Origin of the sequence: Polynucleobacter difficilis (assembly GCF_003065365.1) — a bacterium.
Lineage (GTDB): Bacteria > Pseudomonadota > Gammaproteobacteria > Burkholderiales > Burkholderiaceae > Polynucleobacter > Polynucleobacter difficilis.
On sequence record NZ_CP023276.1, the window covers coordinates 1,242,149 to 1,264,800 of the forward strand.

Below are 22,652 nucleotides of genomic sequence, written 5' to 3' on the forward strand. Positions count from 1 at the left end.
CCTAATTAGATGGGGATGGAGGGTCGTATTTAACTCGCCTCAATTGAGATCAATGATAGCCGATAGCGCTAAGTACCAATCCCAATAAAACGACCAATGGCATGCCAAAATTCACTGGGTATGCTCACTAAAATAAGCGTAAAGGTAACGTAGCGCAAAAACTTGCCAATCGCCATATAGATCAAGCATGCCTTCCAGGGCATACGTAACCACCCCGCTAAAGCGCACAATGGATCACCAATACCCGGTAGCCAAGAAAGCAATAGAAACTTAGGCCCTAGGCTCACAAGCCAGCGCTGCATGCGCCCTGCTGTAGCCCCTTTATAGGCTTCGAAGGCATTGCGGGCACCCAGACCTAAAGACCAGTTCACCATCCCGCCAATAGTGTTACCAATCGTTGCAACCACAATAGCAGGCCACAGCATGCTTGGGTTCACGCTGACATAGGCAAATAGAACCGGCTCGGAGCCCATCGGCAGCAAGGTTGCCGAAATCAGTGCGACCAGAAACACTGCCGGAAGACCAACGGATGGCATCCCAAACCAATCTAAAAATGCAATGAGGTAGTGCTCCAATCCGCTATGCCCTTCTCTTTGTCCCATTCTCAACACAACAGCATAAGTCCATTCTCAGGTCCTGTATTTGGAAGCCATTCGATACTGAAGCTGTATTTTCCAAGATTTTGTATTTTTGCTTAAACTAGGGGTCTATTGTGCCCTGCACACGCACCAATTCCTGTTCTGAAAGATATTAATGAATCACCCCATTCCCGCCCCCGATCAATACCAAGAGATTCGCGAAGCGCTGCGTGACCTTTGCGGTCAATTTGATTCCAGCTATTGGCAAAAAGTTGACCACGCACGCGGCTACCCCGAGGCATTTGTCGATGCGGTCACAAAAGCAGGATGGCTTGCCGCATTAATCCCAGAAGAATACGGCGGCTCTGGCCTTGGACTGGCCGAAGCGTCGGTCATCATGGAGGAGATTAACTTTTCTGGCGGTAACTCAGGTGCCTGCCATGGTCAGATGTACAACATGGGGACCTTGCTGAGACACGGCTCTGACGCCCAAAAGAAACTCTACCTACCCAAAATTGCCAGCGGCGAACTGCGTTTGCAAAGCATGGCCGTTACAGAACCCACCACCGGCACAGACACCACCAAACTCAAAACGACCGCCGTTAAAAAAGGAGATCGCTATGTAATCAACGGCCAGAAAGTCTGGATCTCGCGGATACAGCATTCCGACCTGATGATCTTGCTGGCACGCACTACTCCGCTGAGCGAAGTAAAGCGTAAGTCAGAAGGTATGTCGATTTTTATCGTTAACCTAGCTGATGCGATTGGCAAGGGCATGGAAGTGCGCCCAATTGAAAACATGGTCAATCATGAAACTAATGAGGTCTTTTTTGATAATCTGGAAATCCCAGCTGAAAATTTAATCGGCGAGGAAGGCCGTGGTTTTAAATACATCCTCGATGGTTTAAATGCGGAGCGCGTGCTGATTGCTGCCGAGTGCATTGGCGATGCCTACTGGTTCATTGATCGCGCGCGGCGCTATGCCAATGAGCGGGTGGTATTTGACCAACCGATTGGTAAGAATCAAGGCATTCAGTTTCCGATTGCGGACAGCTATATGGAAACCGAAGCGGCTAACTTAATGCGCTTTAAGGCCTGTGATTTATTCGATCGCCACCAGCCATGTGGCCCAGAGTCCAATATGTCCAAATACCTGGCTGCCAAAGCATCCTGGGAAGCGGCTAACGTCTGCTTACAAACCCACGGCGGTTTTGGCTTTGCCTGTGAGTACGATGTCGAGCGGAAGTTTCGTGAAACCCGTCTCTATCAAGTGGCACCAATCTCAACCAATTTGATTTATTCCTACATCGCCGAACACGTACTCGGCCTTCCCCGGTCTTTTTAATATGAGCAGTAAATCTGCTGCACGGCCACTGGATGGCATCACCGTTGTTTCGCTAGAGCATGCGATTGCCGCCCCTTTTTGTACCCGCCAACTGGCGGACTTGGGTGCGCGCGTTATTAAAGTGGAGCGTCCCGGGGCGGGTGATTTTGCCAGGGCCTATGACGAGCGCGTTTCTGGTCTGGCATCCCACTTTGTATGGGTGAACCGCTCCAAAGAAAGCCTCACCCTCGATTTAAAACAGGCTGAAGCGCTCAGCGCCCTCAAGACTCTCCTTAAAACGGCCGATGTCTTAGTGCAAAACTTAGCCCCTGGCGCAGCAGCACGCATGGGACTTACAGCAGCGGAGTTGCAGCGCGATAACCCAGGTCTCATTTTGTGTGACATTTCTGGCTACGGCAATGATGGCCCCTATCGCGACAAAAAAGCATACGACTTGCTGATTCAAAGTGAGGCAGGTTTCTTGTCGGTGACTGGCACCCCCGATACTCCTAGTAAAGCAGGCAATTCGATTGCGGATATCGCAGCCGGCATGTATGCCTATAGCAATATCTTGGCAGCACTATTGCAGCGGCAAAAGACCGGCGTAGGAAGCAGCATTGATGTGTCCATGCTGGAATCCCTGGGCGAGTGGATGAGTTACCCAATGTACTACGCCTATCAGGACGCTAGCCCACCCCAGCGAAGCGGCGCATCCCATGCCACCATTTATCCCTATGGCCCGTTTAAAGCAGGCGATGGGGCTACGGTCATGCTGGGCTTGCAGAATGAGCGCGAGTGGCTAACGTTTTGTGAGGTAGTTTTAGATAATGCCGCATTAGCTAGTGATGCTCGTTTTGATAAGAATAGTAAACGCCATGAGCACCGCGATGCCTTGGCCAAACTGATCGATGCCTGTTTTAGCAAACTGACCTGTGATCAGGTGATTGCTAAGCTCGATCAAGCGCAGATTGCCAATGCCCGCTTAAACGATATGCATGGGGTCTGGCATCACCCGCAATTGGCGGCACGTGAGCGCTGGGTATCGGTGGACTCGCCTGCAGGACTAATTCCAGCCTTATTACCACCCGGCGCAAATGATCAATTTGATTACCGGATGGATGCGATTCCCTCGGTGGGGCAACATACGGATGCCATTCTGACTGAAATCGGCTTAAATCCAGATCAAATTACCGCCATGAAAGCTGCCAAGGCGATTTAAAGCAAAGGCGAAGTCAGGTGGGCTAGATTTTCCAGCAGGACTCGCCAACGGGGACGTTTAGCCCACTGCGCTGCTGAAACAATATCGGCATTCTTCAGGTAGCTGTGAATTAACTTTTCTAGGTGCGCACAAAAAACCGCGTCGTATACGATCAGGCTGATTTCAAAATTGAGTCGTAAGCTGCGCTGATCAAAGTTCACCGAGCCAAATATGGCAGTCTGGCGATCAATTAGTAGACTCTTGGTATGCAATAGCCCGCCATGAAATTCTGCAATCCGAACGCCTGCCTGCAGTAAGTCCTCATAAAAACTGCGACTACTCCAAGCAACCAAAGTCGAGTCATTGCGTTTAGGCACAATTAAAGTCACCTTGACACCGCGGTGCGACGCTGCCATCAAGGCCTGCAATAAGCCATCGTCTGGTCCAAAGTATGGGGTGGTAATGACCAATTCCTCACGCGCATCCAGGATGGCTGATAAGAGCACTTGATACAGGATGTCGTCGCGATACACCGGGCCAGAAGAAAATTCTTGGGCCAAGGCTTTACCATCCTCCAGAGCGGGCATCAGGTGATGGTCTTTGAAATGAGAAACGGATGGATTATCAACGCTCCAATCAAACAAGAAAGTGAGCTCAAATTGGGCTGTTACCGGCCCTTCAATCCGCACCATCGCATCGACCCACTCACCGACGCCCGAATCTTGCTTAAACGTCCGGGGGTCGACCAAATTCATGCTGCCGGTCCATACAATACGGCCATCAATCACAAAGATCTTGCGGTGCAGGCGCAAGTCAGCGCGGCGGAACTGAAAGCGCCCCAGCTGAATCGGTAAGGCCTCGGTGATAGCAATACCGGCCTCTTTAAAGCGACTAGGCCAGCTGGATTTAAACCAAGCCTTACTGCCCAAGGAGTCCAGCAAAATCCAGCAAGCTACACCTCGATTCGCAGCACGTATCACTGCCTCCCCCACAGCATCTGCATCGCCACCTAAAGCCCAAATATAAAACTCCATATGCAAACTGACTTTGGCTTCATCGATTTCGCGAATAAAGGTTTTTAGAATTGTCAGCGACTCGGTAAATAGCTCAATCCGGTTACCAGCAGTTACAGGCGAGCCATGCTGCGACTCTGCCAGCAGGCTTAATGCCTTTGCCTCGATTGGCAGCAAATCGCGATCGGCTGCATAGTGCTTGCACATCTGCTGTCGTAGTTTTGCGTGCTCCCGCTCCATACGCACAATCTTTTTAGTCAGGCTGCGGCCGACCGGGCGCTCGCCAAACATGACATAGAGCACAATTCCCAGAGCGGGTAACATCACTACGACTAAAAACCAGGCAAACGAAACGCTCACAGGCCGTCTAGTCCAAATCAATCGTAGGGCAAACAAAAACACCAATACCGCGTGCGCAAGTGCAAACCATGGAAAGGATAGATCTGCCTGATGGCCAATCAGGATGTCAATGAAATTCATAAAAGTTCCAATTCAGCAGCAATACCAAGGTGATCTGATAGCCTAAACCATTCCTCTAATAAGTCTACCGAATGAATGCGTAAACCACGAACATAAATACGATCCATCGGTAAAAGCGGCTTAATGCTAGGAAAGGTTTTTGCGGGGGCTCCGGTTAAGGACTCAAAAGCCTCTAAAAATCCGGCATCGCGCATTGGGGCGCTCAGTCGGTTACGCCAATCATTGAAGTCCCCTGCCACAATCGCAGGGCCGTCTTGGGTCAAGCTATTAATGTACGAGATGATTTCCACCAACTGACGTTCACGACCCCGCTCAAACAAAGCCAAGTGAACGCAAAAGCAATGAATTAGGAGATCGCTGCCAGGCAACTGAATCGAGCTATGCAATAAACCCCGGCGCTCAAAACGATAGGCCGAGATATCGTAATTAAAACCTTTGTGCAAAGGATGCTTAGAGAAGATAGCATTGCCGTGGTGTCCCTGACGGTACTCCACGTTTTTGCCGTAGTGCCAGTCATGCCAAAATCCTTCAGCCAAGAAGTGGCTTAATTCATTTGCAGGCCATTGCCCAAAGCGCCGGATACGCCCCCGATGCTCTTGCTGAAATTCTTGAATGAAAATGAGATCTGGATTGTGTGAGCGCATTTCCTGCTTCAAACGGTACACCGTAGAATGCGCATGCAGGGCCGAAACGCCTTTATGCATATTGAGTGTCACTACACGCACCCGATTATGTGCTTGCGGCATCTTACTGGGATGCACTTTGGCGACGCACTTTGGCGTAATAAATCTCGGACTCCACCAGCTCTTGGCACTGCATGCATTTATTACAGATCGATGCCTGCTCTCGTAATTCTTCGATTGAATTAATGGAGTGCGTATCCAGATACTCCCGTAAATCCAGATCCACTATGCCATTACAAACACATACCACCTCTGCCATTCCGCTTACCTAATCGTGCTATCGGTTGAACTTCATCACTAAAAGCCCCATAACTGAATTGTGCCACCGCTGCGGGTGAGGCTTGCTAGAATTAGGCATGTTAATTGCCTTTCAAGACGCCTTTGCGCTGTTGACCCAATTTGATCGGGGTGTCATCAGCATTGTGCTGGTCTCCCTGCAGGTCAGCCTAACCGCCTTGGTATTAGGTACGCTGGTTGGCCTCCCCCTCGGGGCTTGGCTAGCAACCGAGCAATTTCGGGGTAAGCGCGCGCTGATTATTACGATCAATACCTTAATGGGCGTCCCCACCGTCATTATTGGGGTGCTGGTGTATTTAGTCTTATCGCGCAGTGGGCCATTGGGGGATTTAGGCTGGCTGTTTACCGTCAAAGGCATGATAGTTGCTCAATTTCTGCTCACCACACCCCTGGTGGCCGCTCTAAGTAGGCAGGTCTTAGAAGATGCCTGGCAGATTCACCGCGAAACATTTTTATCCCTCCGCTTCACTCGCTTTGGCTATATCAAATGGTTACTTTGGGATTGCCGATTCTCGCTCACGATTGCGATCTTGGCTGGCCTAGCAAGAGCAATCTCGGAAGTGGGCGCCGTCATGATTGTAGGCGGTAATATTCTCAACTCCACTCGTACGATGACGACTGCCATCGCCCTTGAAACCAGCAAAGGCGATTTACCATTCGCACTAGCGCTCGGTATCGTGCTGCTGGCCATCGTGCTATTGGCTAATTTGCTCACCTTCGCAGTGCGATCGATTGCAGAACGGCGTTATGGCTAATCCAATGGCAAATCCAGCGAAGCAGATTGAGTTGCGGGCTATTCAAATAGTGCGTGACGAGCGTGCTATTTTGGATATACCAAATGCCAACATTCAGCTGGGTGGCATCACGGCATGCATTGGCCCCAATGGGGCTGGCAAGACAACGTTTTTAAAACTATTGCATGGACTGATTAAACCCAATTCGGGCGGCAGCATCGGCTACGCTGACGGCATTCGCAGCGCTTTGGTGTTGCACCATACGCCCATGATCAAGGCCAGCGTTCGATGCAATATAGGTCTGAATGGCGTGCGCAAGCCGACTGAAGCCGAAATTGATCGTGTGTTGCAAGAAGCAGGATTGAGTCACTTGCAACATCAGCCAGCGCACCAACTCTCTGCCGGGGAAAAGCAGAAGTTATCCTTAGGCAGAGCTCGCCTGCAGAAGCCGAATGTACTGCTTCTCGATGAGCCAACAGCGAATTTAGACCCAACCACTACTGCACAAGTAGAGGCAATGATTCGCGAGTTTGCCGCATCGGGCTGCGATGTCCTGATAAGCTCCCATCAACTAGCGCAAGTAAGGCGCTTGGCTGATTCGATTGTGTTTATCGATGGCGGACAGATCATAGAAAAGGGGGCTTGCGCCCCCTTCTTTGCGCAGCCTCAAACTGAGGCAGCACAGCGGTACATGCAGCGCGAACGCGCTGCAGATTAGATCACCTTATTTTTTTGCAGCAGCAGGAGCTGCAGCAGGCGCTGCTGCTGGAGCAGGAGCAGCTGCTTGCACTGTTGGCGCAACAAAAGGTGGTGGCTGTACACAGGCTGCTGGTGCAGGTGTTCCCGCTTTCTTGTAGCGATTGGCAACGGCATTTTCAGACATGCACAACTGATATGCGCTCACCTGGCCGGCATAGGCCGTTTTCGCTTTTGCCAAGTCTGCTGCTGCAGCCTGCTCTGGAGTTGGCGCAGGTAACTTTGCGAGTACTCCGGTTGCAGTCAATGCGCAAGCGAGAAATGCGATGGTCTTTTTCATAGCCAATTCCTTATTTAACTTTGTGGTACCAAGCTTCATGGTGTTCTTTTGCCCAGGTCTCATCGACATAGCCGGTTTTCATGCCGTCGATTGAACCTTGCATTCCAATACTACCGATGTACATGTGGCCAAAAGCCATGGCAGTAATGAGCAATGCGCCAACGGAATGAATAATGTGGGATATCTGCATAGTGCCGCGCCAGTACTCAAGACCAGGAACCGGAACGATCATGTCTAAAACCCAACCGGACGCCGATACCAATCCGCCGAGGACGACCATGCCAAACCAAAACCAAAACTTTTCACCTGGATTGAAGAAGTTCGCTGGCACATGCTTGCCACCGAACATGCCCCCAAATGTTTTGATCCATTCCCAATCGCCCTTTTCAGGCATATTGCGTTTTACAAATTGGAGGAAAAACGCAATCAAACTGATCGTGAACAGTGGGCCAACAAAGTTGTGGATATTCTTGCTGACGAGCAACAAGATACTGAAGGCACTAGCGCCTAATAGATCAATTGCAAAGTACTTACCGTACAGAATCAATAAGCCGGTAATCGCAAGTGCAATAAAGCTAAATGCCATCGTCCAATGATTAACGCGCTCAAGGGTAGTAAAGCGCTTGATTTTTTTGCCTGTCATTGGCTCATGCAGCTTAATTTTTCCTTTGAGCACAAAGACTGCCAAAATTCCACCGGAAGCAAGTGCCAGTAACCAAGCTCCGTAAACAGTGATCACACCGTTACGAATCAAGCGCCACTGCTGTCCTGATTTTTGAATCAGCACGCCGGCCTGCTTATCGGGGATGCTAACAAAATTAACATCATCGCTGTTTACCGTACGCCAGATCGGCGCACTATTTCCAGGTTGGTTTTGTGCCGCTTTGCGTTGCGCCTCAATGGTTGCATTGGGTGCACGGCCTACATCCATGATGTTGGCGGATTGGACCTGTGGCAAGGCAGCGGGAGCTGGCTGGCTGGCTGGAGCTTGCTGCGCTAAGCTGGTGCCTGCAAAAACTGAGCAAAACAGTCCCGTGGCCAATGCCCAAGGACGGAGTGTTGCGCAAATAGATTGATTCATGAGAAGTTCCTCAACAGCAATTCTGTTATTTAATGTTCCGAATAAACGCAGCAAAGTCCATTACTTGATTTTGCTGTACTCAGATTGTTGTTGATTACGCTTATTGATCTCTTCTTGCCAGCTTTTAGCATCGCCTGGTTTCCAGCCTTTAACTACAAAGCCGTTATCCGCACCCATGAATGGAGCGATATCTGGGCGCTTGGAATTCTGAGCCAATGTCCCTGGTTCGTTATTGCAGGCACTTAAAAAACCAAGGGCTAAGAATGCGGCAGTTACGGTCCGAAAGGTTCTCATAGTTTGCCTCCACTTGGAGCAGCCTTGGCACCAGCTTTATCGGGCTGACCGTATGCAGTAGTCCAGCCAAACACATCGGCACCCGCATTTTTACCAGCGGTTTGACGCTTCACTACCCGTGCGCGGAAGATGTCAGCAATCACATCGCCGTCACCACCAATCAAGGCCTTGGTAGAACACATCTCAGCGCATAAAGGTAACTTACCTTCAGCCAAGCGGTTACGTCCATATTTTTCAAATTCAGCGACGCTACCGTTGGCTTCTGGGCCGCCAGAACAGAATGTGCACTTATCCATCTTGCCCCGTAAACCAAAGGTACCGGTGCTTGGGAATTGTGGCGCGCCAAATGGGCAAGCATAGGAGCAATACGCGCAGCCGATGCAAGTGTCCTTATCGTGCAACACAACGCCTTCGTCGGTGCGATAGAAACAATCAACCGGGCACACTGCCATGCAAGGCGCATCTGCGCAGTGCATACAGGCGACCGAGATGGATTTCTCCGCCCCAATGACGCCGTCATTGATGGTAACTACTCGGCGGCGATTAACACCCCAAGGTACTTCGTTGTCGTTTTTACAAGCAGTAACGCAGCCGTTGCATTCAATACACCGTTCCGCGTCGCAGATAAATTTCATTCGTGCCATTGTGATCTCCTGACTTTAGCGGTTGGGCTTATGCCACTTTTTCGATCTGACAGATCGTTGTTTTGGTTTCTTGCATCATCGTTACGTTGTCATAACCGTAGGTTGTTGCGGTGTTAACAGCTTCACCACGAACAATTGGATGTGCGCCCTTAGGGTAATACTCGAGCAAGTCCTTACCTTCCCACCATCCTGAGAAGTGGAATGGCACAAAGGCGGTATCTGGACCAACGCGCTCAGTAACCATTGCACGTACCTTGATCTTGGCGCCGGTAGGCGATTTGACCCAGACGTAGTCCCAGTTCTTGATGCCGCGCTTGGCTGCTGCTGTTGGATTAATTTCAACAAAGTTTTCTTGTTGTAACTCAGCCAGCCATGGATTGGAACGGGTCTCTTCACCACCACCCTCGTATTCCACCAAACGACCTGATGTGAGGATAATTGGGAATTTCTCAGCCAATTTATCTTCAATATTCTTGTCTTGAAGTGACTTGTAGAGGGTTGGCAAACGCCAGAAGGTTTTACGGTCAGCCGATGCGGGGTACTTCGCTACTAAATCAGGGCGAGTACTGTAAAGCGCTTCACGGTGCTGCGGTACTGCATCTGGGAAGTTCCACACCACTGCCCTTGCCTTCGCATTACCAAAAGGATGGCAGCCGTGGTTTTTCATGGCAACACGAATGATGCCGCCGGACAAGTCCGTCTTCCAGTTTTTGCCTTCAGCCAATTTTTGCTCGGCTTCAGTCAACTCGCTCCACCAGCCTAATTTCTTCATGAGCACGTGATCAAACTCAGGGTAGCCCGTCTTAATGTCAGCGCCCTTCGAGAATGAACCGTCGGCTGCCAAGAGGCTCTTGCCGTCTTTTTCCACGCCAAAGTTGGCGCGGAAGTTACCGCCGCCGTCCATGACGTGCTTGCTGGTGTCGTAGAGGTTAGGTGAGCCAGGGTGCTTCAGGGCAGCATTACCAAAGCATGGCCATGGCAGTCCAAAATAATCGCCAGTGGTGTCGTAACCCGTAACCGGATCTTTACCACCCCGCGACTTCAGGGTCTTCGGATCAAAGACGCTCATCATCCGCATGTGGGCTTTGAGGCGCTCTGGCGATTGTCCTGTGTAACCAATGGTCCAAACAGCGCGATTGATTTCGCGCAAGATGGATTCGATTTCAGGCTCTTGCCAGTTTTTACCAGCGTATTTTGCATCGATCATTTTGTAGTTAAGCGCCAACTCTTTGCCGAAGCCAAGGCGATTGGCGAACTCCTGCATGATGACGTGGTCTGGAACAGACTCAAACAAGGGATCGATGACTTTCTCACGCCACTGCAGTGAACGATTGGAAGCCGTGACCGATCCGGTGGTTTCGAACTGGGTACATGCTGGTAGCAAATAGACTGCGCGGTTTTTATTACCTTCTTCACCTTTAGCAGCTGGCATGGCAGCCATCGCCGCTGTGGCGCTTGGATAAGGATCAACCACGACCAATAAATCCAATTTATTCATAGCGCGCTTCATATCCAAGCCGCGTGTCTGTGAATTCGGCGCATGACCCCAGAAGAACAAGCCTTTGACTGCAGTTTCTTGGTCAATCATTTCTGGATTTTCAAGCACTGCATCAACCCAACGCGAGACTGTTGTGCCAGACTTCTCCATCATGTTCGGAGCGTAACGGCCTTTAATCCACTCGTAATCCACACCCCAGACGGTAGCGTAGTGTTTCCACGATCCCGCAGCGAGGCCATAGTAGCCAGGCAAGGAGTCGGGGTTAGGACCAACGTCCGTCGCGCCTTGCACGTTATCGTGACCACGGAAAATGTTGGCGCCACCACCGGACTTACCGATGTTGCCTAAAGCCAATTGCAAGATGCACGATGCACGAACCATCGCATTACCGATGGTGTGCTGTGTCTGACCCATACACCAAACAATGGTGCTTGGGCGATTCATGGCCATGGTTTGCGCCACTTTGAATACCTGTGCCTCAGGAACGCCGCATGCCTCTTCAACTGCAGCGGGACCCCATTTTTCCATTACTTCTTTGCGGATATCATCCATGCCGAATACGCGGTCATTGATGTACTTTTTATCTTCCCAGTTGTTAGCAAAGACGTGATAAAGCACACCAAATAGGAATGGAATATCTGAACCCGAACGAATGCGTACATATTGATCTGACTTGGCGGCGGTACGGGTATAACGTGGGTCGACCACGATCAACTTACAGCCGTTTTCTTTAGCGTGCAGCATGTGCACCATGGAGACAGGATGCGCTTCAGCGGCATTCGAGCCGATGTACAGCGCTGCCTTCGAGTTCATCATGTCGTTGTAGCTATTGGTCATCGCACCATAGCCCCAGGTGTTGGCAACACCAGCAACCGTGGTGGAGTGGCAGATACGCGCCTGGTGATCGGTATTGTTGGTGCCGAAGAAGGACACCCACTTACGCAGCAAATAGGCTTGCTCGTTATTAAACTTGGACGAGCCAATGAAGTACAAGGAGTCAGGGGTGTACTTGGCGCGAAGATCTTTCATCTTGGCGGTAATTTCATCGAGGGCCTGATCCCAAGTAATGCGCTGGTATTTGCCATCCACTAATTTCATGGGATAACGCAAACGGTAGTCGCCATGGCCATGCTCACGCAATGCAGCGCCCTTGGCGCACTGGCCGCCCATATTGATGGGGGAATCAAATACCGGATCCTGACGAACCCATACGCCGTTCTCAACCGTAGCATCGCTGGCACAGCCAACGGAACAATGGGTACAAACAGTGCGTTTTACTTCAATCTTGCCCTTGCCATCCAACATTGCCTTGCTTGGGTCGGCTGCGGTTGCTTTTTGTACCAGGTTTAGCTGGCTTACTGCAATTCCTGCGCCAACTCCAATTCCGGAGCGCTTCAGGAATGTCCGTCGATCCATGGTGGGAACGGCTGCCTTGAGGCCTCGCGACAAACTCCCAATTAAGTTCGATACCGGTACCGAGCGGGTCATGGTGTTTACTGGATTTTTACGAATCAGACTCATCTGATGCTCCTGAGGGGTTTTATATTTTTAGAGTAAGGGTCGGTTAAAACTAAATTAAGGTTGTTTGGTAATACTTACGGACATGCTCCGTGAGTTGGTAGCCGTCTTTCTTGCCTTCTACCGTGCTACCCACCTCTTGAATAATGGCTTTGCCCATGGGCGTTTGCGAAACAACCGCAACCGCGCCAACCGTAGCGCCAGCACTAACGAAAAACTTTCTGCGCGAAGCAGTCGTGACTGGGGGTGTAAGTGGCTTTGATTTTGTGCTCATGTGAACTCCATTGGGTGGACGTATATATGCAACTTTTTTCTAATAATGAGTGTAGTACTTTTAAAACTTTTGTGTAGTGCCTCTAGGGCGTTTAGAGTCAGTAAATACCCTTATTAATTGGGCAGAATTCACATCATGTCAAAGGCTTGGCCCTCAACTGCCAGAAATTCACGGGTCAATGCGGCAACCGGGCGATACAAATGCGTCTCCGGATTAGCCTCTATTGCATCGCAAAAGTCGTCATACCAAGGCCGAATGTGGTCGTTAAAAAACACCCGTTGGTTGGTCAAGTTGGAAATTTCGACGTCATCGCCTGCAATCAGGTAGCGCATCACTTCGAACAAGGCCGATACGTGATCTTCGGTTTCAGTTACATCCTCAGAAGACTCTAGGCCAAATTCAGCCAAGGCTCGCCTTACTTCCACCAAAGGCTTCTCGTTTAAATGGCCTGCCAAATAAAACGAGCTATTCAAAAAAAGATTGGGTCTACCCACGCCCATAAACTCGGATGCATATTCCGCATTCCAATCGCTCGCAGTGCTGTCCCGGACAGCCGAGATTAAATTGAGCCAAACACCCAATAAGGGCGAAACCTCATTGAGGGACTGCTCTTGGGGGGCTGAGGCAGTAATTAAATCTAAAAATTCTTGTGCAGGCGCTTTTAAGTAAAACGCAGCCAAGAGGCCGTACAAGTCGGCTCTAGCCAAATCCTCGGCCGTACCAATATTGCCCACTTCGGTTGGCGCCTGCTCCGTTGGGCTTGGGTTCATTGAATCGCTCATAGTTCTTTCTTCATCATATCGACTACCCGGCAATCGCTGCACATTTTGAGGCGGTCTAATGCTTCACCAGAAAAGGCATCGTGCAAAGCCAATTTACCCAGCATTAACTCGACTAACTTGAGGGTACCAAAGGCTTTGCCACAGCTGATGCAATGGAAAGGCTTAGTCTCGTTCAGCAATACTTTTTCTTTGCGCTGCTCGACAGTTGCAATCCGGGGCTGCAAGGTAATGGCCGATTCTGGGCACGTTTGTACGCACAAGCCGCACTGCACACACTGCTTCTCAATAAAGGAAAGTTGTGGCGCATCCGGATTATCCAAAATGGCGCCTTCTGGGCAAGCGCCAACGCAGGATATGCACAAGGTGCAGGCCGTTGTATCGATTTGAATGGCACCGAGTAGCGATGAGCTAGGTAGAGGCTTACCTTCTACCGGCAACGGTACTGGGGCTAGCTTTTGAAAGTGCTCTAAGGTTGCTTCTAGGGTTTCACGTTTTTGATTAGAAAATGCAAACACGGCTGGCTTACCAAGGGACTGCAGAGCGCCGCGTTGCCGCAGGCGTCCCATGGCACTCGACACGCCGGGTAAATCACCTTTATTCGCCATCGCAATCAGCTGTACTCGCGCACCCGGAAACTGATACGCCGCTAGCATCGCGTTCGCTAAGTTGGCCTGCTCTTCTAAAGCGGCGCGGTATGAAGGATCCTCATCGCCACTCAGCAATAACACCACCTCGCCAAATCCGTATGCTAAGGAGCCGAGCCAGAGATCAAGCCCCGTCGATGCAATGTGCTCAATGCCCATTGGAATAACAAAAGCAGGTAATCCCTCAACCCGTTTTGGATTTAGGTGGGCTGCACGTCCAAGCCGATCCAAGACCTCGGCACCGGCCTCTAGGCTATGCAATAAGAGTGTTGGTGCCAGCTGAGGTGATTTGGACTTACTGTTTGCATCACTGTATGCCGTGATCAGGGCTTTTAATTGCTTTCCTTGATGCGATACGCTGGGGTAGTTGTAGCGCATGGCGCCCGATGGACAAACCGTAGCGCAGGCGCCGCAGCCCATGCATAAGTTGGGATTAACCTCAACTTGACCTTGACCATTTTTAAATAGAGACCCAATCGCACCGGTAGAGCAAACATCAATGCAGGCACTGCATCCCACTTTGCCATTGCGACCATGCGCGCATATCTTGTCGTTGTACGCAAAATACTTTGGCTTTTCAAACTCACCGACCATGGTGATGAGTTGACTAGCAACCAAGGATTGCGCAAAGGGATCGGTGCCGGGGGCAAAGTAGCCTTGCGGTGTTTGACTCATGCGCATCTGCGCATCGGGGCGCAAATCTAAAATCAAATCGCATTCTGCGCTTCGGCTAACCTCAGACCGATCAAAATTAATCGCGCCGATACCCGAACATGCGGTAATGCAAGCGCGATGGGATTTACATCGATCCATATCAATCTGAAACGAATCGTCAATCGCATTTTCTGGGCAGGCGGTAACGCAAGCACCGCACCGGGTACACATCTCTGGATCGATTGGGTTTTTTAATTCCCAATCGACGGTGAAGTTACCGAGGTAGCCTTCCACCTTGCTAACCTGACCACTGTAAATCGGATACTCCCGCGTACTCGGCAGCGCACCCGACTCCGTGCACAGTACCGACACATTTAATTGCGTATGTAGTTTTTCAGCCCACAGCAAGGCCTCGGCGCCAGGTCCAATAATGATTAAACGACCTTGGCTTTGATAGTCCACCACCGGAACTGGATCCGCTTCTGGCACATCCGCAAGCGCCAACAATGCGGCGATCTTAGGCGTGGATATTTCGGCCTCTTGAGTCCAGCCGGCAAGCTCTCGAATATTGACAAAGCGCAATGGCGCAACCAGCGGCTTTTCAGATTGCGTCGCCAACTCTGAAAACAAACCACGCTCTTGTGTGCATGCCACCAGAATCGGCTCCGACCCATCCAGCGCCTTTAAAAATGAACCAACCTCCTGGCGACACAAAGCGGTATGCATCGGAACGCCTAAGGCTTTTGCATCCAGTGGCATGGTGCGATTGCAATCGCAAATGAGCTTTTGGGTCATTATTTTATTTTCTGTTCAGACACTGTTTTTAGGGATGCTACCGTTTGATCCAGGTCTGGATTGGGAACGTCAACTTTGACCTCGTCTTGCGGCATTGTGACATCTCCCGCAGAAGCATCGGCGATTTCAGCTGGGTCAGGCTCTGCTGCTGTAGTTGACTCTGCTGAAGTTGACTCTGGCTCAAGGGCTTTTTCCTCTTTCGACTCCGCGAGAACCTTAGCCCCTGGCCCATCTTCAAACGCTCTAAATAAACCAAGGGATTCGGACTGCACCATGCGCTTGAGCATCTCCATCGGGATCGGGTCTGGAATGGAGTAATCGTCGATGTAAATGTCCAAGCGATCCATGATGTTGAAATGGGGATCAGAAAACAATTTTTTCATTGCCGCTTGTTGCACTGCTGGATCGACATTGGGTTTCATGAAGGCCGAGAAGTCCGGCGCAAAACGGTCGATGGATTCAGCATCTTCGAGGGTGGGCGGCAGGACCTCTTCTGCTGCTGGAGCGGGAGTACTCTCAATAGCCTGTTTATCGTGCGGGACAGTACTTGGCGTTGCCTTGGGCTTTAACTCCGGCGCGGAGCCATCGAGCCCTTCGGGCTCTAGACCTGCTTTGCGACGCGACCAGCGGCCAAGGAATCCGTCAGCCATTAATCTTCTGCCGAGCGCTGTGCGCCCTTAAAGGATTCGGGTCGTTGCCGTTTTTTTGGCTCAGGCCGGTAATGCGCGCCCACAAAATCGTGTAACCATTGCCAGTGGGCTTTGTCGAGCACAACCGTGGCTACCGATTCACCACCATCTATTAATCGCGCAGCTTCGTTGTAACTCAAGCAAATGCGATGCGGGATAGCTAGAGTAGATTCAGCCTCACTATGGGACAAACTATCGGGCTCCAAAAAGCGCTGATAGTCTTCTTCCAGTCGCCACATCACAAACCAGCAGGGTTCGGCTGCTGTGGCATTTAAAAAGTATCCCTCAGCTTCATCCGGAAATAGATCTAAGCTAAAGCCGCGAAACAGCCAGGTCTCCCCTTCCGCATCCCGCTCAATAAAACGACCCAGTGGATTGCTGGTTGTAATCGCTACACCGCTCTCCTCAAACTGCCCGGAATCCGCAAATACCTCAACCGGCGCCCACCGATGGGAAACCCATGGATTATCGATGGCTTGCTTTCGCATGACTACGGCAAAGCGCATGGTCTTAGCTTAGCCTTTAGCAAGAAGGGTTGAAATGGGCTTGCATGTAGCGATCGGGGTTTATGTATTTTGAACCACGATGTTCGGAAACTTACTGCTCATGTCTTTACTCAGATTGGCAACCCGAATCGCAACTTGACGGGCAATGTTTTTATACACTGCGCTAATAGCACCGTCCGGGTCAGCAATCACAGTAGGTCTACCAGAGTCAGCCTGCTCACGAATCGATAAATTGAGGGGCAATGAGCCTAAGAAGTCAACGCCGTAATCGGTGCACATTTTTTGACCGCCGCCCTGACCAAAGACATGCTCTTCATGGCCGCAGCTAGGACAGATGTAGGTTGACATGTTCTCGATGATGCCAATGATGGGTACACCGACTTTTTCAAACATCTTTAAGCCTTTGCGCGCATCCAGCAAAGCGATGTCTTGGGGCGTTGTCACAATCACTGCGCCAGTAACGGGCACTTTTTGCGACAGAGTCAACTGAATGTCTCCGGTGCCGGGTGGCATATCAACAATCAGATAATCCAAATCGCGCCAGCGGGTTTGCTTTAGCAATTGCTCTAAGGCCGATGTCACCATGGGGCCGCGCCATACCATCGGATTATCGGCATCAATTAAAAATCCAATCGAACTGGCTTGCAAGCCATGGCCTTCCATCGGCTCGATGGTGTTTTCTTGCAAGGATTCAGGTCTACCAGTAATGCCAAGCATCATCGGCTGACTAGGGCCATAAATGTCCGCATCCAAAATGCCAACCTCAGCACCTTCTGCAGCGAGTGCGAGGGCGAGGTTCACTGCGGTAGTGGATTTACCAACGCCGCCCTTACCGCTTGCTACGGCAATAATATTTTTTACATTCGGCATCAGCTTAACGCCACGCTGAACGGCATGCGCGACGATGCTACTGGTGACATTCACGCTGACGTTTTTTACATCCGGCAATTTCCGAATGGCATTGACAACCAAAGTTCGGATTAAATCAATTTGGCTTTTTGCGGGATAGCCCAAGACCACATCCAATGAAACTGCGCCATCATCAACCTTGAGGTTTTTGACTGCTTTTGCAGTCATCAGGTCAATTTGGGTATTTGGGTCTAAAACGGTTTTTAAGGTCTGCTGTACAGACTCAATACTGACTGCCAATGTCATCTCCCTTACTTTTCTAATTTACGCTACTTTTAGTATTGTATTGAGCCATGAGAATACTAGGTAACGCGCCTCAAACAGTGGCTAGATTAATCCCAGGGGGGATTTTTTGCTGAAATGCGCCCTGATTGCGCTATGGCTAGCTAAGGAGGGGCTAATTCACCACCGGAAAGCCTGCATCCGTAACAATGGTAATTAGCGCTTCCCGGCTCAGCTTGGAGTCAATTTCCACCTTTTGGGAATTCAGGTCGACTTGAACCGTCGCTCTAGCATCCTGCATTTGAATTGCCCTCGTAACTGCTTTGATGCAGCCACCGCAGGTCATGCCAGTAACAAATAGGATATGCATTTTATTTCCCTCCGCTGAATCGATTCTTGCAGTAGATTATCCCTAGTATGAACTTAAGTTCGAAAGACGCCACGCGCTTTGTCTCGATTGATATTGAGGGCATGACTTGCGCCTCCTGCGTCAGCCGCGTTGAAAAGGCCTTAGCCAATATGCCTGGCATAGAGGCTGCGACTGTCAATTTAGCAACCGAACAGGCTCGCATCCGTCTTACAGAAGCAATGCCTGGAGTAGTCGACCAGATCATCGAGGTGATTCACAAAGCGGGTTATGGCGCTAAACCAAGCCCAGCCCCGGGGCAACTCAAGCAAGCAAAACAATCGGCATTTTGGTCGGCGGATGGTTTGGGTCCCGTTTTACTCAGCTTTGCTTTATCTGCTCCCCTCGTACTTCCGATGGTGCTCATGCCATTGGGGATTCACTGGATGCCAACTGGCCTATGGCAGCTGTTGCTCGCCAGCCCAGTGCAGTTTGTATTGGGATGGCGCTTTAATCGGTCTGGATTCAAAGCGCTGATGTCCGGCGCTGGCAATATGGATTTACTCGTTGCACTCGGGACAACTGCAGCCTATGGCTTGAGCGTCTATCAACTGGTGTTTGGAGACCCCCATGCCCTGTATTTTGAAGGGGCAGCAGTCATCATCAGCATGGTGCTCTTGGGTAAGTGGCTCGAGGCGCGAGCCAAGCAGCAAACCGGTGAGGCCATTCGTGCACTACACGCCTTATGGCCACAACAAGCAAGGGTACTCAAGACAAATGACCTTAGCGTGATTGGCAGTAATGCAGTCGCCATCAACCAGCACGCCGAAGTTCCGCTTGAACACGTATTGATCAATGATCTGGTCATGGTTTTGCCCGGTGAACGCGTACCTGCCGACGGCCTCATCGTGCTTGGTAATAGCCATTTGGATGAATCGCTACTCACAGGGGAGAGTCAATCTGTAAAGCGGGGGGTTGGCGATGCCGTCATTGGCGGCTCTCTTAATGGCGATGGTCAGTTGGTCTTCCGAGTGGCTGCGACTAGCACCGACAGCATGCTGGCAAACATTATCGATTTAGTGGAGACCGCACAAACACAGAAGGCGCCAATTCAGCGCTTAGTCGATCAGGTCAGCGCAATCTTTGTGCCCGCAGTCATTGGCATTGCAATCACTACCGGCCTAATTACTGGACTCCTGATCGGCGACATCAGCGAGGCCATCCTAAGGGCGGTATCGGTAATGGTGATTGCATGTCCATGCGCATTGGGCTTAGCAACTCCGGCAGCCATCATGGCCGGCACTGGGGTTGCGGCACGCGCTGGCATCTTGATTAAAGATCCGCAGGTATTGGAGCTGGCGCATCGCATTCAACTCGTCGCATTTGATAAGACCGGAACCCTGACGGAAGGCAAGCCCACCCTACTTTCCATCGATGCAAGCCTGGGCTTAGCGCAAGAGGCAGCGCTTGCTTTGGCAGCTGGGCTGCAAATGGGCAGCGAACATCCGCTCGCCAAGGCAGTGCTCGAAAATGCAAAGCTGCGTGGCGTAACTCCGGTCACCTGTACCCAAATGCAGGCCATTCCTGGGGTGGGGATTGAAGGCAGGCCACTGACTGGTGAATGGCAAGGACAACTACTGCGACTGCAAAGCATGGCCTCGCTGGAATCCCACCCGCAGTACGGTGACTTAATCCACAAAGCGGCTCCCTTATTTTTGGCTGGGCATAGTGTCTCGGCTTTAACTGCAACACCGCTAGGCGCTCACGCATCCATACCGCTGGCCATCTTCGCCTTTGGTGATGCTATTAAAGACAATGCAGCTGCAGCAGTGCGGCAGTTGCATGCCATGGGGATACAGACGGTGATGCTATCTGGCGACAATCGCGCCGCTGCCGAGCAAGTAGGTCAGCGCATTGGTATTGGCACGGTGCATGCGCAAGTCATTCCTGCAGATAAGGCAGGCTGGATCGAACGCCTAAAGCGCAATGTGGCGGGTGAGCGCCAATGGGTTGCCATGGTGGGCGATGGCATTAATGACGCACCCGCACTTGCGATGGCGGATGTCGGTATGGCCATGGCCAGTGGCACCGATGTGGCCATGCAAGCTGCTGGCATCACATTAATGCACGGCAATCCCACCTTGGTGGCTAGCGCAATGGATGTATCGAAGCGCACTTGGAACAAGATTCGTCAAAACTTGTTTTGGGCATTTGCTTTTAATGTGATTGGCATTCCCTTAGCAGCACTGGGTTACTTAACGCCTGCGATTGCTGGAAGCGCGATGGCCTTATCGAGTCTATTTGTACTAAGCAATGCTCTACTACTGGGACTGTGGAAGCCTAAGTAACGTATTACTGATGCACTACTTTTGCACTACTTTTGTTTGAGCGCTTTGCGCACTAACTCAATATCACCATACAGCGCCCTGACCTGCGACTTGGTATTGTCGGTGTCGGTGAGAAGCGCCACCCCAATCACATCCCCCGGCTCTTCCCCAAAGGCGGTGCGGTAATCTGCGCTTAAGTCGCGCGCATGCTTACGCCACTGCCCGGTATGTTGCCACCCCGAGTCCACTGCAATCATTTTGACGCGGCTAGTAAAGGTGTTCTCTACCACGCTATCGAGTGGGCTATTACCGGCCCAGATGTACATCAGGGTGGCGTATGGCATCTCTCGACCGCTGAGCATTCCAGCAACCTCAAATGTGAGTTGCTCTTTTAAAGGCAGCTTGGATTTATTGCCATCAAACGCAACCAATATGCGCAGGGGAGCATCGTCGGTATAGCGAATCGCATTGTCTGCTTTCGGAATTTTGCCAACTGCTTTCCACTCCCACTCTAGCCATAAATCAGTGGCAGGTTGTGGCCGTAATTTCACGGCCAAACCCGATGCTGATCTTTTGGAATTGGCGCTCAGCACGGTTTTACCTTGGTAGTTTTCAAGGCGATAGGCCGTATTCTTTTTGTAGGGCGCGAGGCGATAAAAACTCCAACCGCTGGGTAAGGCTGATTTAGCAGGTTGCTCGGAAAATTTAGGCACACTCTCCTGTGCCAGAATTTCTGCAGTTGGCGGCGACGAGCTGACCTCCCCAGCATCATCAGAAAAGCCAGCGCATGCTGATAAAGCGAGTGCCAGGCAAACCGAAATACCAATGCGGCGAAATGCATAAGGCTTAAATTGGTCAAAGGTATGGATCATTTGGCGCATGAAATGAGTCATGGTGAATACAGATGCTTTATCGTAATGCTTTCACTGGCGTATTTCATGAATAAAAATCTCTGGTTGCTGACGTTTGCGCAAGGCATGTATTTGACGAATAACGTCACGTTTATTGCAATCAATGGCTTAGTGGGTTTTATGCTGGCGCCTTTACCCTGGCTAGCAACCCTTCCCGTCATGGGGTATGTCATCGGTAGCGCTCTGTCGACGACCCTCGTGGCTCGAACCCAAAAACAGTGGGGGCGCAAGCGCTCCTTCCAAATCGGACTGGTGGTTGCCGGGCTCTCAGCACTTCTTTGCGCCTTCGCCGTGCTTGAACGTAATTTTTGGCTACTGAATGCCGCTACTGTGATTGCCGGTTTTTATAACGCCAACGCCCTCTTGTATCGCTTTACTGCTGCCGAGATTGCCGGACCCACATCTAAAGAAAAAGCTGTCTCGTGGGTTTTGGCTGGCGGCGTGATTGGCGCTGTGCTTGGCCCCAATTTGGCCAACCAAACCCGTGACTGGTTGAGCGTGCCCTTTGCAGGCGCATACATTGCCTTAGCTTTTGTTGCTGTCCTTGCCTTTGTTGCTATTAGCCTAATCCGCTTTCAGGAACGTGCCGCCAGCGAAACCAAAGAAACCGGTAGGCCCCTCTCCGAGATCATGCGTCAACCCCTGTTTATTGTGTGTGCTGTCTCTGCATCCCTCTCGTACGGCGTCATGAACCTCCTCATGGCAGCAACTCCGTTAGCGATGGAAATGTGCAAACTGCCGTTTGATAAAACCGTATTGGTGCTCGAGTGGCACGTGATTGGCATGTTCGCGCCTGGCTTTTTTACTGGGAACTTAATTCGCCGCTGGGGTGTCTTATGGGTCATGCGCATTGGCGTTTTGCTGTACATCGCCTGCATCGCCATTGCGTTATCCGGAATCACCTTTACCCATTTTTTAATCGCACTCTTTTTGCTGGGCGTAGGTTGGAATTTCTTATTTACCAGCAGCACTACCTTAGCCCTAGAATCCTACCGACCAGAAGAGCGGGATAAGGCCCAGGGCGCGATTAATTTCTTTGTATTTTTGACGACCGCCCTTTCGGCGCTCAGCTCCGGCATTTTGATCACAACCCAGGGATGGGCATTACTCAACTGGGGTTCCATTGCCCCCTTGGCCTGCATCGTATTGGCACTCATTTGGCTCGGTGCAAAAGGCAATGTTGGGCTCCACAAGCAGTCTAAAATTAGCTGATTC

Annotated in this window: 23 protein-coding genes; 6 read left to right on the forward strand and 17 right to left on the reverse strand. The window is 50.9% G+C overall.

Features of this window, described 5'->3' with window-relative positions; all coding sequences use genetic code 11:
* Nucleotides 1-68: 68 nt before the first annotated feature.
* Complete coding sequence (locus tag AOC34_RS06350; protein WP_407675559.1) at nucleotides 69-602, reverse strand: YqaA family protein; 534 nt, start codon at nucleotides 600-602, stop codon at nucleotides 69-71.
* Between the two features lie 151 nt (nucleotides 603-753).
* Between AOC34_RS06350 and AOC34_RS06355 the strand changes: the two genes are divergently transcribed.
* Both AOC34_RS06355 and AOC34_RS06360 read left to right on the forward strand, forming a co-directional pair.
* A complete protein-coding gene (locus tag AOC34_RS06355; protein ID WP_108469275.1) occupies nucleotides 754-1,923 on the forward strand; it encodes an acyl-CoA dehydrogenase family protein in 1,170 nt (389 codons plus the stop codon).
* A 1-nt stretch (nucleotide 1,924) separates the two neighbouring features.
* Nucleotides 1,925-3,121, forward strand: coding sequence for a CaiB/BaiF CoA transferase family protein (locus AOC34_RS06360; RefSeq protein ID WP_108469276.1), 1,197 nt, complete (start codon nucleotides 1,925-1,927; stop codon nucleotides 3,119-3,121).
* On the opposite strand, the gene cls is transcribed toward AOC34_RS06360, so the two are convergent.
* Genes cls through AOC34_RS06375 form a run of 3 tightly spaced genes read right to left on the reverse strand, consistent with a single transcriptional unit; the run spans nucleotide 3,118 to nucleotide 5,535 of the window.
* Nucleotides 3,118-4,593 carry a cardiolipin synthase gene (gene cls, locus AOC34_RS06365; protein WP_108469277.1) on the reverse strand — a complete coding sequence of 492 codons (1,476 nt, stop codon included), beginning with the start codon at nucleotides 4,591-4,593 and terminating at the stop codon, nucleotides 3,118-3,120. The two genes, AOC34_RS06360 and cls, sit on opposite strands and share 4 nt — an antisense overlap.
* Entirely contained in the window at nucleotides 4,590-5,339 is a 750-nt protein-coding gene (locus AOC34_RS06370) for an endonuclease/exonuclease/phosphatase family protein (RefSeq protein WP_108469278.1), read from the reverse strand. Before AOC34_RS06370 ends, cls begins: the two co-directional genes overlap by 4 nt.
* Before the next feature lies 1 nt (nucleotide 5,340).
* On the reverse strand, nucleotides 5,341-5,535 hold the full coding sequence (locus AOC34_RS06375) for a hypothetical protein (RefSeq protein ID WP_108469279.1): 195 nt from the start codon (nucleotides 5,533-5,535) through the stop codon (nucleotides 5,341-5,343).
* A gap of 97 nt (nucleotides 5,536-5,632) precedes the next feature.
* On the opposite strand from AOC34_RS06375, the gene AOC34_RS06380 reads away from it, so the two are divergent.
* Together AOC34_RS06380 and AOC34_RS06385 are read left to right on the forward strand one after the other, a co-directional pair.
* Nucleotides 5,633-6,328 (forward strand): ABC transporter permease, encoded by a 696-nt coding sequence (locus AOC34_RS06380; protein ID WP_108469280.1) that lies wholly within the window; start codon nucleotides 5,633-5,635, stop codon nucleotides 6,326-6,328.
* The gene (locus tag AOC34_RS06385; RefSeq protein WP_108469281.1) at nucleotides 6,321-7,025 is read left to right on the forward strand and encodes an ATP-binding cassette domain-containing protein; all 705 of its coding nucleotides are present in this window, start codon (nucleotides 6,321-6,323) and stop codon (nucleotides 7,023-7,025) included. Before AOC34_RS06380 ends, AOC34_RS06385 begins: the two co-directional genes overlap by 8 nt.
* Nucleotides 7,026-7,031: 6 nt before the next feature.
* Here AOC34_RS06385 and AOC34_RS06390 read toward each other — a convergent pair whose 3' ends face one another.
* The 12 genes from AOC34_RS06390 to AOC34_RS06445 form a co-directional block, all read right to left on the reverse strand.
* A complete protein-coding gene (locus AOC34_RS06390; protein WP_108469282.1) occupies nucleotides 7,032-7,343 on the reverse strand; it encodes a hypothetical protein in 312 nt (103 codons plus the stop codon).
* A gap of 10 nt (nucleotides 7,344-7,353) precedes the next feature.
* On the reverse strand, nucleotides 7,354-8,424 hold the full coding sequence (locus AOC34_RS06395) for a formate dehydrogenase subunit gamma (RefSeq protein ID WP_108469283.1): 1,071 nt from the start codon (nucleotides 8,422-8,424) through the stop codon (nucleotides 7,354-7,356).
* 60 nt (nucleotides 8,425-8,484) lie between these two features.
* Nucleotides 8,485-8,718, reverse strand: a complete 234-nt coding sequence (locus AOC34_RS06400) for a hypothetical protein (RefSeq protein WP_108469284.1) — start codon at nucleotides 8,716-8,718, stop codon at nucleotides 8,485-8,487.
* The gene (fdh3B, locus tag AOC34_RS06405; RefSeq protein WP_108469285.1) at nucleotides 8,715-9,362 is read right to left on the reverse strand and encodes a formate dehydrogenase FDH3 subunit beta; all 648 of its coding nucleotides are present in this window, start codon (nucleotides 9,360-9,362) and stop codon (nucleotides 8,715-8,717) included. The genes AOC34_RS06400 and fdh3B overlap by 4 nt, the downstream gene beginning before the upstream one ends.
* A 28-nt stretch (nucleotides 9,363-9,390) precedes the next feature.
* Nucleotides 9,391-12,348, reverse strand: coding sequence for a formate dehydrogenase subunit alpha (locus tag AOC34_RS06410; protein WP_234408178.1), 2,958 nt, complete (start codon nucleotides 12,346-12,348; stop codon nucleotides 9,391-9,393).
* Nucleotides 12,349-12,430: 82 nt separating this feature from the next.
* Complete coding sequence (locus AOC34_RS06415) at nucleotides 12,431-12,652, reverse strand: formate dehydrogenase (protein WP_108469287.1); 222 nt, start codon at nucleotides 12,650-12,652, stop codon at nucleotides 12,431-12,433.
* 128 nt (nucleotides 12,653-12,780) lie between these two features.
* A complete protein-coding gene (locus AOC34_RS06420) occupies nucleotides 12,781-13,434 on the reverse strand; it encodes a TorD/DmsD family molecular chaperone (protein WP_108469288.1) in 654 nt (217 codons plus the stop codon).
* A complete protein-coding gene (locus tag AOC34_RS06425; RefSeq protein ID WP_108469289.1) occupies nucleotides 13,431-15,527 on the reverse strand; it encodes a 4Fe-4S binding protein in 2,097 nt (698 codons plus the stop codon). Before AOC34_RS06425 ends, AOC34_RS06420 begins: the two co-directional genes overlap by 4 nt.
* Nucleotides 15,527-16,177 (reverse strand): DUF3306 domain-containing protein, encoded by a 651-nt coding sequence (locus AOC34_RS06430; RefSeq protein ID WP_108469290.1) that lies wholly within the window; start codon nucleotides 16,175-16,177, stop codon nucleotides 15,527-15,529. The genes AOC34_RS06425 and AOC34_RS06430 overlap by 1 nt, the downstream gene beginning before the upstream one ends.
* Nucleotides 16,177-16,722 (reverse strand): DUF3305 domain-containing protein, encoded by a 546-nt coding sequence (locus tag AOC34_RS06435; protein WP_108469291.1) that lies wholly within the window; start codon nucleotides 16,720-16,722, stop codon nucleotides 16,177-16,179. Before AOC34_RS06435 ends, AOC34_RS06430 begins: the two co-directional genes overlap by 1 nt.
* A gap of 60 nt (nucleotides 16,723-16,782) precedes the next feature.
* Nucleotides 16,783-17,871 (reverse strand): iron-sulfur cluster carrier protein ApbC, encoded by a 1,089-nt coding sequence (gene apbC / locus AOC34_RS06440; protein ID WP_199908277.1) that lies wholly within the window; start codon nucleotides 17,869-17,871, stop codon nucleotides 16,783-16,785.
* A 157-nt stretch (nucleotides 17,872-18,028) separates the two neighbouring features.
* On the reverse strand, nucleotides 18,029-18,223 hold the full coding sequence (locus AOC34_RS06445) for a heavy-metal-associated domain-containing protein (protein WP_108469293.1): 195 nt from the start codon (nucleotides 18,221-18,223) through the stop codon (nucleotides 18,029-18,031).
* A 47-nt stretch (nucleotides 18,224-18,270) separates the two neighbouring features.
* On the opposite strand from AOC34_RS06445, the gene AOC34_RS06450 reads away from it, so the two are divergent.
* On the forward strand, nucleotides 18,271-20,547 hold the full coding sequence (locus AOC34_RS06450; RefSeq protein WP_108469294.1) for a heavy metal translocating P-type ATPase: 2,277 nt from the start codon (nucleotides 18,271-18,273) through the stop codon (nucleotides 20,545-20,547).
* Nucleotides 20,548-20,573: 26 nt separating this feature from the next.
* On the opposite strand, the gene AOC34_RS06455 is transcribed toward AOC34_RS06450, so the two are convergent.
* Nucleotides 20,574-21,407, reverse strand: a complete 834-nt coding sequence (locus AOC34_RS06455) for a DUF3047 domain-containing protein (RefSeq protein ID WP_234408059.1) — start codon at nucleotides 21,405-21,407, stop codon at nucleotides 20,574-20,576.
* A 57-nt stretch (nucleotides 21,408-21,464) separates the two neighbouring features.
* Between AOC34_RS06455 and AOC34_RS06460 the strand changes: the two genes are divergently transcribed.
* Complete coding sequence (locus AOC34_RS06460; protein ID WP_108469295.1) at nucleotides 21,465-22,649, forward strand: MFS transporter; 1,185 nt, start codon at nucleotides 21,465-21,467, stop codon at nucleotides 22,647-22,649.
* Nucleotides 22,650-22,652: the final 3 nt, after the last annotated feature.